The following is a 14395-nucleotide window of genomic DNA, read 5'->3' as shown; positions in this document are numbered from 1 at the left end:
TAACGGCGAGGATAATAACAATTAAAGAAGGGATGGAAATAATAAATAACCAAATGGACTAACCTGTTTTACTTATCGTTCTTAACAGTAAAAGCGATTAATTAACCTATTGAAATATAATAATAAAATTAACAAAAACTGGACATTTAGCGGCTCAGTACCTATTGAGCCGTTTTAGTTAATGCTAAAAATTGTGCTTTCCGGTACTATGCGGCGGTTTTTTCCGCATTACTGAGAGCGATCATGTCCACCACACTGTTTAAAGATTTCACCTTCGAAGCCGCCCACCACCTTCCGCATGTCCCTGAAGGACATAAATGTGGCCGTCTGCACGGGCATTCGTTCATGGTGCGTCTTGAGATCACCGGTGAAGTTGATCCGCATACCGGTTGGATCATGGATTTTGCCGAGCTGAAGGCGGCGTTTAAGCCGACCTACGATCGTCTGGATCACTACTACCTGAATGAGATCCCGGGCCTTGAAAACCCGACCAGCGAAGTGCTGGCAAAATGGATTTGGGATCAGATGAAGCCGCTGGTACCGCTGCTAAGCGCGGTGATGATCAAAGAGACCTGCACCGCGGGCTGCATCTATCGCGGGGAGTGATTCTCCTCTTCCCCACGCACGTTTAGCGGCGTGAACTCATAGAGCACAAGCGCGTTACTTTCCAGCGATTCTGTAATTTGCCAGCCGTCATAAAGCCGTTCATCGCGTAAGGAAAGCGTTGGGCGCGCTTTGTGCGCAATCCAGCGCCACATCTCCTCATCAGGCCCGCTGTCGCTGTGTACTTCTTCAAGCAACGGATAGAGCGCACCGTTGTGCCGATCGAACAAATGTCTCTTTATGCGCCAGTGACCGCGCATTCCTCGCAGCTCAAGATGATACTGCTGGCGAAAACGCTGAATAAAAGCCTCCTCGCTGGAGAGCAGAGGATTGAAGACCACCACGTTACGCAACAGCAGCTGATATCGCCCCTGATGGCGGAGCAGCAGCACGCTCTTGTCGTTAACGAGCATCTCTCCCCGCAGACGCTGCCACAGCCAGAGTACCCAATAGATGGGCCGTGGAAGGCCGTGATTATATTGAAGCGCAAGGCTCGATGTATCGAGGGTGTTGTTCGCCCTCGCTTCCCCCTGTAAACCAGAATTAAGCCAGAATCCCGCCAGCCATACCTGTTCTGAAAGCCCGAGCAGATTCTGCATCAACAGCGCACCGCGAAAAAACCAGCCGTTGGTCGCCCGCGTATTCCCCGTAAGAGTATTCCACGAGAGTAACCATACCGGCAGCGTCCGCTGCCGCTGGCGAAGGGCGGCGAGGATCTGGCGGACCTTTAGCACCGGGTAATTTTCAGACGAGGAAAGATGCGCGGGATCCAGCTGCGCCAGATCGAGCAGCTCGTTGGCATCTGCCGGACATGCGAGGAAATCAGCCTCGTCCAGAATGTCAGAACGGAACAGCGCGTCACCGCTCAGCTCGCTACCATCGGGGGAGAAGCGATGCCACACCCCAAATTTTGCCTGCGGAAGGTAGGCCCTCAGCGCCGCCCGCTGCGCCCGCCAGGCGTGCTCCTGGGTTTCCTCGTTTGCCTGGGGAGACCAGTGCATGACGACGTGCCAGCCAGCGGTAATGTCGGGCAAAAATCGGTTAACCGAAAGCTGCAAAAAGCGCGTCAGGAGATCGCATCGGGTAGTGACCCCCGTGTGCAGCAGGACCGTCCAGCCTTTTTTCGCCACCCAGGTAAACAATTGCTGCAGATGATACCAACAGGCGTAGCCCGCCATTTGGGGATCGTCCCACCCCGTAGCGAACAGACGGCTGCTGAGAAAAGGTTCGGCGATATCAATACCCTCAATCGGGATCGCCTCGTGTAGCGCCTCCAGATGCCGACGAACATCCTCCCGCAGCAAATCGTCTAGCTCGCGCAGGGTGATGACCAGCCGCGTGCGGCGCAGCGCGGAAGAGAGCGGATAAAGCTGCTGCACATCCAGTATCCGCTCCTGACAGGGGGAGTAGGTTAGCGGCGAGGGTTCCCAACCGCGGGTCTCCGCGTCGTTAAGCAGGCTAAATAACGTATCCACCGCAACAGGGAAACGCTGTTCATCCACGGTCGTGCGCGGGCGGAACGCAAGGGGACGATGGCGCCCGGCCTTACGAAACTCACCCGGAGACATATTGTGATAGCGCTGGAAACTATCGGTCATCATACGTGTGCTGGCAAATCCATTCTCCAGCGCAATCTGATGCAGAGGGCGGCTGGTGAGACACAGGGCGTCAGCCGCTTTTTCCAGCCGCAGGGCAGTGATGTACTGCATAAAACTGGCTCCCGTCTCTTTTCGAAAGAGACGAGAGAGCCACGCTTCTGAGACGAACTCACTCTCTGCGATTTCGGCCAACGTAATGCGGCGGGTGTAGCTGGCGTCGATCCGCTCCAGTACACGGGCGATGCGCTTGCTTACGTTGGCGTGCTGGTTCCGGGGTTTCTGGCGGACGGGCTGCTGAAAGCGACCAATCAGCAGCAGCAGGATCTCGCTCAGCCAGCGATTCGCCTCCAGCCGGTAGCGATGCGGATCGTTGACCAGCGTCACCACCAGCAGCTGGCGCAGCAGGTGCCGAAGCTCGTCACACTGCGGCCAGCGCCCGCCTGACTCCTCCGGAACCGCATAATCATGGGCAAAAAAATCATTGTACAGCTGGATTACCCAGCGTCCGGATAGAACGACACGCAGAGTCACATTCGCGTTCTGGCTGATAAGCCTCCATCGCTGATGGCGGTTTATCACTACAAGGCCATTTGTCGGGACCCTTTCTTGTCCCGCCTCGGTTTGCAGTTCAGCTTGCCCTTCCAGCACCCACAGTATCGTCAGCAAATCGCCTTCATCCTGCGCGAACAGGCGAATGTCCTCAACGGCTATCGCAAACTCATTTCCACGATGTTCCATTCGCCCCCTCCACGAAGACAAAAAATGACGCACTCTTTTTTGTCATAACCGAATCATATGAAAAACAATCAGAAAAAAGGCGTCGATTTACAACAAAAAAGGACATTTTCCGGCAATGCGATCGACATAAACTCGAAACTAACACCATTTGGCAGGAAAAGGATAACAAAAATGACACATCCAATTGTTGACGCGCTGCGAGGCTCCGAGGCTCAGTTCACTGAATTACGCCGCGAGTTTCACCGACATCCCGAAACAGGCTTCGAGGAGCACAAAACCAGCGACCGCGTCGCGTCACTCCTGGAGCAGTGGGGCTATGAGGTCCACCGGGGAATGGCCAAAACCGGGGTAGTCGGCACCCTGAAGGTAGGAAACGGCAGCAAACGTCTGGGCCTGCGCGCCGATATGGATGCGCTGCCGATGCAGGAAAATAGCGGCAAAACGTGGAGCAGCACGGTTGAAGGTAAATTTCACGGCTGCGGGCACGATGGCCACACCACTACCCTGCTTTATGCCGCAGAGTATCTGGCCCGAAGCCGCAACTTTAGCGGCACGCTGCATCTGATTTTTCAGCCAGCCGAAGAGCTGCTGTATGGCGGGCGCGTCATGGTTGAAGATGGCCTGTTTGAACAATTCCCCTGCGACCATATTTTTGGCCTGCACAACATGCCCTCCCAGCCGCTTGGGAAAATTGGCCTGCGCGATGGCGCCATGATGGCCTCCTCTGACACCGTTCATATTGAAGTGAACGGCGTAGGGGGTCACGGCGCCGTTCCGGAACACACCGTTGATGCCACGCTGGTTGCCTGCCATATCACCCTCGCCCTGCAGTCGATTGTGTCGAGGAATATCACCCCATTCCAGCCGGTCGTCGTAACCGTGGGCAGCATCCAGGCGGGACATGCCCCGAATATTATCAACGATAAGGTATTAATGAAGCTGACCGTGCGCACGCTGGACGAAGCGGTGCGTCAAACCGTCCTGCAGCGAATCCACGACATTGCCGTGGCACAGGCTGAAAGCTTCAACGCCACGGCCACGATTCGTCATGTGAACGGCAGCCCGGTGCTGCGCAATAGCCCGCAGGCCAATGATATGGTGCGCACGGTGGCGACCGACCTGTTCGGTCAGGATGCCGTCACGTCGGTGAATGCCTTTATGGGAAGCGAAGATTTTGCGTTCATGCTCGAGAAAAACCCCAACGGCTGTTACTTCACCCTCGGCGCGGGCGATGAGCCGGAGCGCTGCATGGTGCATAACCCAGGCTACGACTTTAACGACAAGCTTCTGCTTACCGGCGCGGCACTCTGGAGTGCGTTGACCGAGCACTATCTGCGCTGATTCGCACCAACCCCGGAGGGCCGCACGATGAGTACCGTACCCCTGACAGGCACACCGTCCTACGCCGGTAACGATCGGCTGCTGGCCGGTATTGTGATGAGCGTTCTGACCTTCTGGTTATTTGCGCAGTCGGTGATAAACGTTGTCCCGGCAATGAAAAACAGCCTCACTATCTCCCTTGAAACCCTCACGCTGGCGGTCAGCCTCAGTGCGCTATTCAGCGGCTGTTTTGTCGTTGCCTGCGGCGGCTTTGCCGATAAGTTTGGCCGCGTGCGTATGACCTACATTGGCCTCGCGCTGAGCATCATCGGTAGCGCCTTGCTTTTCGTGTCGTGGGAGCCGGTTCTGTTTCTGCTGGGGAGAGCGGTACAGGGGCTGTCAGCGGCCTGCATCATGCCCGCAACTCTGGCGCTGATTAAAACCTGGTATCAAGGCAACGCTCGCCAGCGGGCAATCAGCTTTTGGGTCATCGGCTCATGGGGCGGCAGCGGGCTGAGCTCGTTTGTCGGCGGCGCCATCGCCACCACGCTCGGCTGGCGATGGATCTTCATTTTTTCCATGCTGGTGGCAGCGGCATCGCTGCTGCTGATCCGCGGCACGCCGGAAAGCCGAAGCGACGGCGCGAGCCGCCATAAGCTGGATATTGGCGGTCTGGTGAGCTTTGTCTGCATGCTGGTGCTGCTGAACCTGTTTATCAGCAAAGGCCACAGCTGGGGCTGGAGCAGCGGCCTGTCGCTGCTGGTGCTGGGGGGCGCCGCGCTGGCAGCAGCCTGCTTTGTGCTCACCGGGCGACGCAAGGGTGACGCGGCGTTGATTGATTTTGCCCTGTTTAAAAACCGGGCCTACAGCGCCTCGGTATTCTCTAACTTTTTGCTCAACGGCTGCATTGGCACCATGATGATCGCCAGCATCTGGCTGCAGCAGGGCCACCGTCTGTCGCCATTGCAAACCGGCATGATGACGCTGGGGTATCTGATTACCGTGCTGGCGATGATCCGGGTAGGGGAAAAGCTGCTTCAGCGCTACGGCGCGCGCCTGCCGATGATGACCGGGCCGCTGCTGACCGCAACGGGCATCACGCTCATCTCCTGCACGTTTTTAAGCAAGGAGATCTACATCGTCACCGTCTTTCTCAGTAACATTTTATTTGGTCTGGGGCTGGGATGTTACGCCACGCCGTCAACGGATACGGCGGTGATGAACGCGCCAGAAAACAAAGTCGGGGTGGCCTCGGGGGTGTACAAAATGGGCAGCTCGCTGGGGGGAGCGATGGGGATCGCGGTTACCGCGTCGCTCTATGCGCTGCTGCTGCCGCTGGGCATGGCCATCGCCGCACAGTATGCCCTCCTTTTCAACAGCGCGATGTGTCTCGCTTCGGTGGGAGTGACCTGGGCGTTACTCCCTTCAGGTCGGGCCCCGCGATAGGCGGGGCCACGAAAGGGTCAGGCAATATTCAGGTACTTGTGCGTCTGCATCGACAGGCGCCAGTTGCGCGCAATACAGGTTTCAATGCACAGGCGCGTCGCGTCGTCTTTCTGGCTGATCGGCTGTAGCGCAATGACGCGCTGCTTTTCATCCGTCAGCGTTGCCAGCAGTTCATCCAGCGCTTCGATATCACGCACGCGCCCAACCGGGTGCTTAATCTCATCCGCGCGTTCCAGCGCCTGAGACAGCACGTCATACCCGCCGCGCATATTCACTTTTGGCGATACCGTCACCCAGGTGGTGTGTGAACAGCGCACTTCATGGGTGCCGCTGGTTTCAATCTGGCAGCTGTAGCCGTTCTTTTCGAGCAGCTCGGTCAGCGGCGTCAGATCGTGGATGCAGGGCTCACCGCCGGTGATCACCACGTGACGCGCCGTCCAGCCCTGACGACCAATAATGGCCAGCAGATCTTCTGAACTGCCCGCGCCCCACTTATCGCTCTCTTTGGTTTTCGCCAGAATGCTAAACAGCGACACTTCCCGATCTGCGAGCTTATCCCACGTATGTTTGGTATCACACCAGGCACAGCCAACCGGGCATCCCTGTAAACGAATGAAAATAGCGGGAACGCCGGTAAAGTAACCCTCGCCTTGCAGGGTCTGGAACATCTCGTTAATCGGGTACTGCATAGTCATCTCAGTAAAGGGGATAAACGATAAGTATCGCAGATCCCCGCCTGATGGTCATGCTCCATCGGTGCTTTGCGCGCCAATCGCCGCCATAAAACGCTCGGTAATTTGCTGTGGACGGGTGATCGCACCGCCGACAACGACCGTATGCGCCCCTAGCGCCAGGCATCTGGCCGCGCGTTCAGGCGTATCCACGTTGCCTTCGGCAATTACGGGGACCGTTACGGCAGCCAGCACGGCCTTCAGGAACGCGCAGTCGTTCTCAGGAAGCGAATGGCCCACCGTTTCCGCCGTATAGCCATAAAGCGTGGTGCCGACGCAGTCAAAGCCCAGCGCCTGCGCCTTCACGGCCTCTTCGACCGTTGAAATATCCGCCATCAGCAATACTGAGGAGTAACGTGAGCGTATGCGCGTGACCAGCGTTTCCAGAGATTCTCCGCCGGGACGCTCCCGCGCCGTCGCATCAAGCGCAATGATTTCCGGAGATACGGCCATGAGCTCATCCACCTCTTTCATTGTCGCGGTGATAAATACCTCGCTTTCCGGGTAATCCCGTTTGATGATGCCGATAACAGGCAAAGAGACCTGCTGCTTAATGGCCTCGATATCCACCACGCTGTTGGCACGAATTGCGGCGGCCCCGCCCTGTGCCGCCGCCAGCGCCATTCGCGACATAATAAACGGGCTATGCAGCGGTTCATTTTCCAGCGCCTGACAGGAGACGACCAGTTTTCCCTTCAGGGTATCCAGTACAGTTTTCATTACGATAAGATCTCTTCCACTTCGTTTTTGATAATCGTGACGTGCGGGCCATAGATGACCTGAACACCGTTGCCGCGCACGATAACGCCACGCGCCCCGGTGGCTTTCAGCGCCGCGTCATTCACTTTGCTGCCGTCCTTGACCGTAACGCGAAGACGCGTGGCGCAGCAGTCCACCTCTTCCAGATTGTCTTTTCCGCCTAATCCGGCGATCACCGCAGCGGCGCGTTCGTTTTGCGGCAGGCTGACCTCGTCAGCCATCGCCTCCTTTTCCCGACCCGGCGTGGCGAAATCAAAACGGTTAATCAGATATCGGAAGGTAAAGTAGTAAAGGAAAAACCACGGTACGCCGGCCAGCGGAACGAACATCCAGTTGGTTTTGGCCTCCCCCTGCAAAATGCCGAACAGCACGAAGTCGATGAAACCGCCAGAGAAGGTTTGCCCGATGGTGATATGCAGCATGTGTGCGAGCATGAACGCCAGCCCGTCAAACAGCGCATGAAGGACGTAAAGCACCGGCGCAATAAACAGGAAGGAGAACTCAATAGGCTCGGTAATCCCGGTAAGGAACGAGGTTAACGCCGCAGAGAGCAGCAGCCCGGCAACGCGCTTTTTGTTCTCGGGTTTAGCCGTGTGGTACATCGCCAGACACGCGCCGAGCAGGCCAAACATCATCGTAATAAAGCGCCCGGACATGAAGCGTGACGTGCCCTCATAGAAATGCTGCGTGTTCGGGTCGGCCAGCTGGGCAAAGAAGATCCGCTGCGTGCCTTCCACGAGGTGTCCGTTGACGATTTCACTCCCGCCAAGCGCGGTAGTCCAGAAAGGCAGATAGAAGATGTGGTGCAAACCAAACGGGCCCAGCATGCGGAGAATAAAGCCGTACAGCAGGGTGCCCAGATAACCCGTAGCATCCACCAGCCCGCCCAGACCAAAAATCAGCTTCTGGAAATGCGGCCAGACCACGGTCATGAGCGCACCGACGAGTATCGCCGCCAGGGAGCTGATAATGGGGACAAAGCGCGAGCCGCCAAAGAACCCGAGGAACTGTGGAAGCGCAATTTTATTAAACCGATGATGGAGTGCGCAGGTCACCAGTCCAATCACCACGCCGCCAAACACGCCGGTTTCCAGCGTCTGAATACCCAGCGTCATGCCCTGCCCCACGGCCCCCGGGTTCTCCTGCGCCAGTTTGCCGGTGAGGATCAGCAGCGCGTTGATGGTGGCATTCATCACCAGAAACGCGAGTAATGCCGCCAGCCCGGCCGTGCCCTTATCGCTTTTTGCCAGCCCGACGGCCACCCCAACGGCAAACAGCACCGAGAGGTTCGCAAACACGATGGATCCTGCGCTGCTCATGATGGTGAAAATGGCCTGCAGCCAGCTCACGTCTAAAAACGGATAGGCTGCCAGCGTGTTGGGATTCGATAGCGCGCCGCCTATCCCCAGCAGCAGACCCGCCGCAGGCAACACGGCAATCGGCAACATAAAGGATTTGCCAAAGCGCTGCGCTTTTTCAAACCATCCTCCTGAAGAAGCCCCACTGAATATTTGCATCATTTTTTCATCCCCTCATTAAACGATGAAAATTTTTACCATATAAATATTTAATAGTGAAAATTATCATCAAAAACCAGGACGACGATCATACTTTTTCAAAATGACTGGCATCTTTCCCCCGCTTTCCGCCACACTAGTCGCAGAGAAACGCATTAAGGATCGAGCATGTCAGACCATGAAAACCTGCTGCTGAAGCTACGCCAGGAGGCTTCCGGGTACAGCCCAACACAACAAAAACTCGGCGAGTTTGTCCTCAGCGATCCTGCCCGGGTGCTCTATCTGACGATCACCGAGCTGGCGCGCGAGAGCCACACCAGCGAGGCCAGCGTCACGCGTCTTTGCCGGACGCTGGGCTGCAAGGGCTATAACGAATTTAAAATGGCGCTTGCGCTGGATATTCAGCAGGGCCAGCCCGCGCGTCAGGCGGGCGATGAGATTGATAACGTCGTGGATGAGTCGGTGCAAGCTTTGCAGGATACCGCCCGGCTCCTTGACCGCACGCTGCTTGAAAAGGCCGCACTGGCGCTGCACCAGGCGCAGTCCGTGCAGATTTATGGCGTTGCGGCCAGCGCGATCCTCGGGGAGTATCTGCACTACAAGCTGTTGCGGTTGGGCAAACCCGCGCAGCTGTTCAGCGATATGCACCGCGCGGCCATGAATGCGACAGCGCTTTCAAAAGAGACCCTGGTCGTGGCTATCTCCAGTTCGGGTTCAACGCGGGATTTACTCCACGTGGTGAAGCTTGCCCGCAAGCGCGGCGTTAAGGTTCTGGCACTCAGCAATACGCCACGCAGCCCGCTGGCATCCCTGAGCGACATGCTGCTGGTTGCGGCCAAACCAGAGGGTCCCCTTAGCGCGGGCGCACTCAATGCTAAGGTTGGGGTTATGCTGCTGGTCGAGCTGCTGACCACGTCCATGATTGCGCTGGATGGTCATTACGGCGACGTTAGCCAGCAAACAGCCAGCGCCACGCTTCCCCTTTTGCTCTGAAAATCATTCGCAGGCTAAATAAATCGGCCTGCGACTTATATTGTCTGATTTTCGTTAAGTGGGGTTTTCATCATTTATCCGGCAAATGTTTGGTGTAACAAAGTATTATATTTATTACATTTTGAATTAAGTCCACCATTCGGCATAGGCCTTATAAAATATATTAAATTCAACGAGTTAAAATTTAAATTTTAATAGATTGAATTTTTACCATTGCGATAATGTCCAATATCTTCACCTGATTTCCTTTCCTTAAAATAAGCTTAAGACGCCATTGATTTCGGCGTTTTATTATTTAAATGCCGTTTACTTTTGCACGCCTACAATCCGCCTCATCAATCATAATGAGACGGTATTAATGAAGATGTTATTGATTACAGGCGTGACCGGATTTCTGGGCGGTGCAGTTCTTGAAAAAATCCTGACCAACGAGCAATCCATAGAACTCCTTTTGCTTGCGCGCGCCAGCGATCCGCAGAGCGGGCTGGAGCGCGTGCTGGAGAATATGCGCAAGTTCAACGTTCCTGAGGACAAACTGGCCTCCCTGAATGTGGACAATATCCTGATTGGCGACCTCAGCCAGCCAGAAGCCTTCCTGAACGATCCCCGTCTGGATCGGGTCACGCATGTCGTGAACTGTGCGGCCGTCGCCTCATTTGGTAACAACCCGCTGATCTGGAAGGTCAACGTTGAAGGAACGCTGGCGCTGGCGCGCCGCATGGAGCAGGTCACAGGACTGCAGCGTTTCCTCCACGTCGGCACCGCGATGTCATGCACGCCGGAGCAGGATTCCCTGGTCGCCGAAAGCGCTGAATTCAGAGAGAATGCTGAACACCTGGTGGAATACACGTTTTCGAAGTCAACCATCGAACAGCTGATGCGCCAGGAGTGCCCTAACCTTCCCCTGCTCATCGCCCGTCCGTCCATCGTCGTTGGCCATACCCGTCACGGCTGCACGCCGTCGAGCAGCATTTTCTGGGTCTTTAGCATGGGCCTGATGCTGCAGAAGTTCATGTGCTCAATGGAAGACCGGATCGACGTTGTGCCAGTGGATTACTGCGCCGACGCGCTGTTAATGTTGCTTAACAGCAACGCGCGTCCGGGGGAAGTAGTACACATTTCTGCGGGGGAAGAGAATAGCGTTCGCTTTGCGGATATCGATCAGGCAATGGCGCAGGCGCTGGAGAAAGCCCCCGTCGGGGATAAATATGCCCAGGTCAGCTACGAAACGCTGGTCCGAATGCGCCGCGAGTTGAAACATATTTTTGGGCCATGCAACGAGCGTCTGATGCTTAGAGCCATGCGGTTATACGGTGCGTTTGCGACGCTTAACGTGCGTTTCAGCAACGATAAGCTGTTGAGCATGGGGATGCCGAAGCCACCCCGGTTTACGGATTATATCGCCCGCTGCGTGCAAACTACCCAGGGGCTGACCATTCCGGAGCAAATGGCGGTCGATTTTAAATAGCCAAAAAAAATGCCAGTCATTCGACTGGCATTTTCATTTTAAGGCTTAAGCAATTATGCCTGGCCTTTGATCTCTTTACGACCGTTGTATGGTGCTTTTTCACCCAGCGCTTCTTCGATACGAATCAGCTGGTTGTATTTAGCAACACGGTCAGAACGGCTCATAGAACCGGTTTTGATCTGGCCTGCAGCGGTACCCACAGCCAGGTCGGCAATGGTAGCGTCTTCAGTTTCACCAGAACGGTGAGAGATAACCGCGGTGTAGCCAGCGTCTTTCGCCATTTTGATCGCAGCCAGAGTTTCGGTCAGAGAACCGATCTGGTTGAATTTGATCAGGATGGAGTTAACGATGCCTTTCTCGATGCCTTCTTTCAGGATCTTGGTGTTGGTTACGAACAGGTCGTCACCAACCAGCTGGATTTTGTCGCCCAGTACTTTAGTCTGGTATGCGAAGCCAGCCCAGTCAGACTCGTCCAGACCGTCTTCGATAGACACGATTGGGTACTGTTTGGTCAGGTCTTCCAGGAAGTGAGTGAACTCTTCGGAGGTGAACGCTTTGTTGCCTTCGCCAGCCAGAACGTATTTACCGTCTTTATAGAATTCAGATGCTGCACAGTCCATCGCCAGGGTGATGTCTTTGCCCAGCTCGTAGCCAGCAGCTTTAACTGCTTCTGCGATAACAGCCAGTGCTTCTGCGTTAGAACCCAGGTTTGGCGCATAGCCACCTTCGTCACCAACAGCAGTGTTCATGCCTTTAGCTTTCAGAACTTTAGCCAGGTTGTGGAACACTTCAGAACCCATACGTACCGCTTCTTTCAGGGATTTCGCGCCAACTGGCTGAATCATGAATTCCTGAATATCAACGTTGTTGTCTGCGTGCTCACCACCGTTGATGATGTTCATCATTGGTACAGGCATGGAGTATTTGCCTGGGGTGCCGTTCAGTTCAGCGATGTGCTCGAACAGTGGCATACCTTTAGCAGCCGCAGCCGCTTTGGCGTTCGCCAGGGAAACAGCGAGGATTGCGTTCGCACCGAAGTTAGATTTGTTTTCAGTACCGTCCAGATCGATCATGATCTTGTCGATGCCAGCCTGGTCTTTGGCGTCTTTGCCAATGATTGCCTGAGCAATAGGACCGTTTACAGCGCCAACCGCTTTCAGTACGCCTTTACCCAGGAAGCGAGATTTGTCGCCATCGCGCAGTTCCAGCGCTTCGCGAGAACCGGTAGAAGCACCTGATGGAGCAGCAGCCATACCAACGAAACCACCTTCCAGGTGAACTTCGGCTTCAACGGTCGGGTTACCACGGGAGTCGATGATTTCACGACCGATGACTTTAACGATTTTGGACATTAGATTTTCCTCAGTACAAGTTAAACTAAAACTCCAGACAAACAACGCGTACCAAAGGTACGCGTTGCCGTTCTAACTTTTTTTACTTCGCCTGACGCTTCTGGTAGTCGCTGGCGGCTTTAACGAAGCCTGCAAACAGCGGATGCCCGTCACGTGGCGTTGAAGTAAATTCCGGGTGGAACTGGCAGGCGACAAACCACGGATGGTTTGGCACTTCAATGATCTCGACTAACTGATCATCCCCGGAGCGTCCCGCAACACGCAGGCCCGCGGCTTCAATAGGTTTCAACAACATGTTGTTGACTTCATAGCGGTGACGATGGCGCTCGGTGATGACCGGCTCGCCATACAGCTTGCGAACCACGCTATCGTCAGTCAGCTGGCAGGCCTGTGCGCCAAGACGCATGGTGCCACCCAGATCGCTCTTCTCGGTACGGACTTCGACGTTACCTTCTTCGTCACGCCATTCGGTGATAAGCGCCACAACAGGGTACTTACAGTCTGGCACAAATTCCGTAGAGTTCGCGTTTTCCATTCCCGCTACGTTGCGCGCAAATTCGATCAGCGCAACCTGCATACCCAGACAGATGCCGAGGTATGGAATATTGTTTTCACGCGCATAGCGCGCGGTGGCGATCTTGCCTTCTACACCACGGTAGCCGAAGCCGCCAGGGATAAGGATAGCATCCAGATCTTTCAGGATTTCAACGCCACGCGTTTCAACATCCTGCGAATCAATCAGCTTGATGTTAACGGAGACACGGTTCTTCAGACCACCGTGTTTCAGCGCTTCGATCACTGACTTATAGGCATCCGGCAACTCGATATACTTGCCGACCATACCGATAGTCACTTCGCCTGCCGGATTGGCTTCTTCGTAAATAACCTGTTCCCATTCAGACAGGTTAGCTTCCGGACAGTTCAAGCTGAATCGTTTACAAATATAATCGTCCAGGCCCTGAGATTTCAACAGGCCCGGGATTTTATAAATGGAATCGACATCTTTCATTGAAATAACGGCTTTTTCAGGCACGTTACAGAACAATGCAATTTTCGCACGTTCGTTCGCCGGCACCGCGCGATCGGAGCGGCAAACCAGGATGTCTGGCTGAATACCAATAGAGAGCAGCTCTTTAACAGAGTGCTGAGTCGGTTTGGTTTTCACTTCACCTGCAGCTGCCATGTACGGCACCAGCGTCAGGTGCATGAACAGCGCGTGTTCACGGCCAATGTCTACCGCCAGCTGACGAATCGCTTCCAGGAATGGCAGGGATTCGATATCACCCACGGTACCGCCGATTTCAACCAGCACCACGTCGTGGCCTTCGCCACCCGCAACAATGCGTTCTTTGATGGCGTTAGTAATGTGCGGGATAACCTGAACGGTTGCACCCAGGTAGTCACCACGGCGCTCTTTACGCAGAACGTCGGAGTAGATGCGACCAGTCGTGAAGTTGTTACGACGGGTCATTTTGGTGCGGATGAAACGCTCGTAGTGGCCAAGATCCAGATCGGTTTCAGCGCCGTCTTCAGTAACGAACACTTCCCCGTGTTGGATTGGGCTCATGGTGCCCGGATCGACGTTGATGTACGGATCCAGTTTCATCATGGTCACATTAAGGCCACGGGCTTCAAGAATGGCTGCGAGGGAGGCTGCGGCAATGCCTTTACCCAGAGAGGATACGACCCCGCCGGTCACAAAAATATAGTTCGTTGTCATGCTGAACCTGAGAAGTTAGGGTGAAACGATGGAATAACCAGGACGGGAAAGTAGTATACCCGAACACGGCGAGCGCCACAAACTTTCATTCTCCGTCTCCATTCCAGGCCATGACAAACATAAGGAGTGAGAAAATAGCCCCTTTTGGGT

Annotated in this window: 11 protein-coding genes; 5 read left to right on the top strand and 6 right to left on the bottom strand. The window is 55.0% G+C overall.

Going from position 1 to position 14395, the window contains the following annotated elements; all coding sequences use genetic code 11:
• Positions 1-243 precede the first annotated feature (243 nt).
• Positions 244-606 carry a 6-carboxytetrahydropterin synthase QueD gene (gene queD / locus USH94_RS03735; protein WP_111965448.1) on the top strand — a complete coding sequence of 121 codons (363 nt, stop codon included), beginning with the start codon at positions 244-246 and terminating at the stop codon, positions 604-606.
• Here the strand turns inward: queD and USH94_RS03730 are convergent.
• Positions 591-2939: a helix-turn-helix domain-containing protein gene (locus USH94_RS03730; protein WP_111965447.1), complete on the bottom strand. Its 2349-nt coding sequence runs from the start codon at positions 2937-2939 to the stop codon at positions 591-593. The two genes, queD and USH94_RS03730, sit on opposite strands and share 16 nt — an antisense overlap.
• A gap of 171 nt (positions 2940-3110) precedes the next feature.
• Here USH94_RS03730 and USH94_RS03725 point away from each other — a divergent pair, with 171 nt between their 5' ends.
• Together USH94_RS03725 and USH94_RS03720 are read left to right on the top strand one after the other, a co-directional pair.
• Entirely contained in the window at positions 3111-4280 is a 1170-nt protein-coding gene (locus USH94_RS03725) for a M20 aminoacylase family protein (RefSeq protein ID WP_111965446.1), read from the top strand.
• Between the two features lie 27 nt (positions 4281-4307).
• Positions 4308-5705, top strand: a complete 1398-nt coding sequence (locus tag USH94_RS03720; protein WP_320731316.1) for an MFS transporter — start codon at positions 4308-4310, stop codon at positions 5703-5705.
• Between the two features lie 17 nt (positions 5706-5722).
• Here the strand turns inward: USH94_RS03720 and queE are convergent, their stop codons facing one another.
• From queE to USH94_RS03705, 3 genes are read right to left on the bottom strand one after another with little or no spacing between them, the layout of a single operon-like run.
• Complete coding sequence (queE, locus tag USH94_RS03715) at positions 5723-6394, bottom strand: 7-carboxy-7-deazaguanine synthase QueE (protein WP_023333236.1); 672 nt, start codon at positions 6392-6394, stop codon at positions 5723-5725.
• A gap of 54 nt (positions 6395-6448) precedes the next feature.
• Entirely contained in the window at positions 6449-7156 is a 708-nt protein-coding gene (locus tag USH94_RS03710) for an N-acetylmannosamine-6-phosphate 2-epimerase (RefSeq protein WP_111965445.1), read from the bottom strand.
• Positions 7156-8715, bottom strand: coding sequence for a PTS transporter subunit EIIC (locus USH94_RS03705; RefSeq protein WP_111965444.1), 1560 nt, complete (start codon positions 8713-8715; stop codon positions 7156-7158). The genes USH94_RS03710 and USH94_RS03705 overlap by 1 nt, the downstream gene beginning before the upstream one ends.
• Before the next feature lie 165 nt (positions 8716-8880).
• On the opposite strand from USH94_RS03705, the gene USH94_RS03700 reads away from it, so the two are divergent.
• The gene (locus USH94_RS03700; RefSeq protein ID WP_111965443.1) at positions 8881-9705 is read left to right on the top strand and encodes a MurR/RpiR family transcriptional regulator; all 825 of its coding nucleotides are present in this window, start codon (positions 8881-8883) and stop codon (positions 9703-9705) included.
• Positions 9706-10063: 358 nt separating this feature from the next.
• The gene (locus tag USH94_RS03695; RefSeq protein ID WP_111965442.1) at positions 10064-11173 is read left to right on the top strand and encodes an SDR family oxidoreductase; all 1110 of its coding nucleotides are present in this window, start codon (positions 10064-10066) and stop codon (positions 11171-11173) included.
• 53 nt (positions 11174-11226) lie between these two features.
• On the opposite strand, the gene eno is transcribed toward USH94_RS03695, so the two are convergent.
• Positions 11227-12525, bottom strand: a complete 1299-nt coding sequence (gene eno, locus USH94_RS03690; RefSeq protein WP_024909267.1) for a phosphopyruvate hydratase — start codon at positions 12523-12525, stop codon at positions 11227-11229.
• An 82-nt stretch (positions 12526-12607) separates the two neighbouring features.
• On the bottom strand, positions 12608-14245 hold the full coding sequence (gene pyrG, locus USH94_RS03685; RefSeq protein ID WP_032648095.1) for a glutamine hydrolyzing CTP synthase: 1638 nt from the start codon (positions 14243-14245) through the stop codon (positions 12608-12610).
• Positions 14246-14395 lie beyond the last annotated feature (150 nt).

Origin of the sequence: Enterobacter sp. 148H3, from assembly GCF_034107425.1 — a bacterium.
GTDB lineage: Bacteria > Pseudomonadota > Gammaproteobacteria > Enterobacterales > Enterobacteriaceae > Enterobacter > Enterobacter vonholyi.
The sequence above is the reverse complement of the archived record's forward strand: the minus strand, read 5'-3'. Positions and strand labels throughout refer to the sequence as shown.

Coding starts and splice junctions, on each gene's coding strand:
- USH94_RS03730 (WP_111965447.1), bottom strand. CDS start 2,939: ATGGAACATCGTGGAAATGAGTTTGCGATAGCCGTTGAGGACATTCGC.
- USH94_RS03725 (WP_111965446.1), top strand. CDS start 3,111: ATGACACATCCAATTGTTGACGCGCTGCGAGGCTCCGAGGCTCAGTTC.
- USH94_RS03695 (WP_111965442.1), top strand. CDS start 10,064: ATGAAGATGTTATTGATTACAGGCGTGACCGGATTTCTGGGCGGTGCA.
- USH94_RS03705 (WP_111965444.1), bottom strand. CDS start 8,715: ATGATGCAAATATTCAGTGGGGCTTCTTCAGGAGGATGGTTTGAAAAA.
- pyrG (WP_032648095.1), bottom strand. CDS start 14,245: ATGACAACGAACTATATTTTTGTGACCGGCGGGGTCGTATCCTCTCTG.
- eno (WP_024909267.1), bottom strand. CDS start 12,525: ATGTCCAAAATCGTTAAAGTCATCGGTCGTGAAATCATCGACTCCCGT.
- USH94_RS03720 (WP_320731316.1), top strand. CDS start 4,308: ATGAGTACCGTACCCCTGACAGGCACACCGTCCTACGCCGGTAACGAT.
- queE (WP_023333236.1), bottom strand. CDS start 6,394: ATGCAGTACCCGATTAACGAGATGTTCCAGACCCTGCAAGGCGAGGGT.
- USH94_RS03710 (WP_111965445.1), bottom strand. CDS start 7,156: ATGAAAACTGTACTGGATACCCTGAAGGGAAAACTGGTCGTCTCCTGT.
- USH94_RS03700 (WP_111965443.1), top strand. CDS start 8,881: ATGTCAGACCATGAAAACCTGCTGCTGAAGCTACGCCAGGAGGCTTCC.
- queD (WP_111965448.1), top strand. CDS start 244: ATGTCCACCACACTGTTTAAAGATTTCACCTTCGAAGCCGCCCACCAC.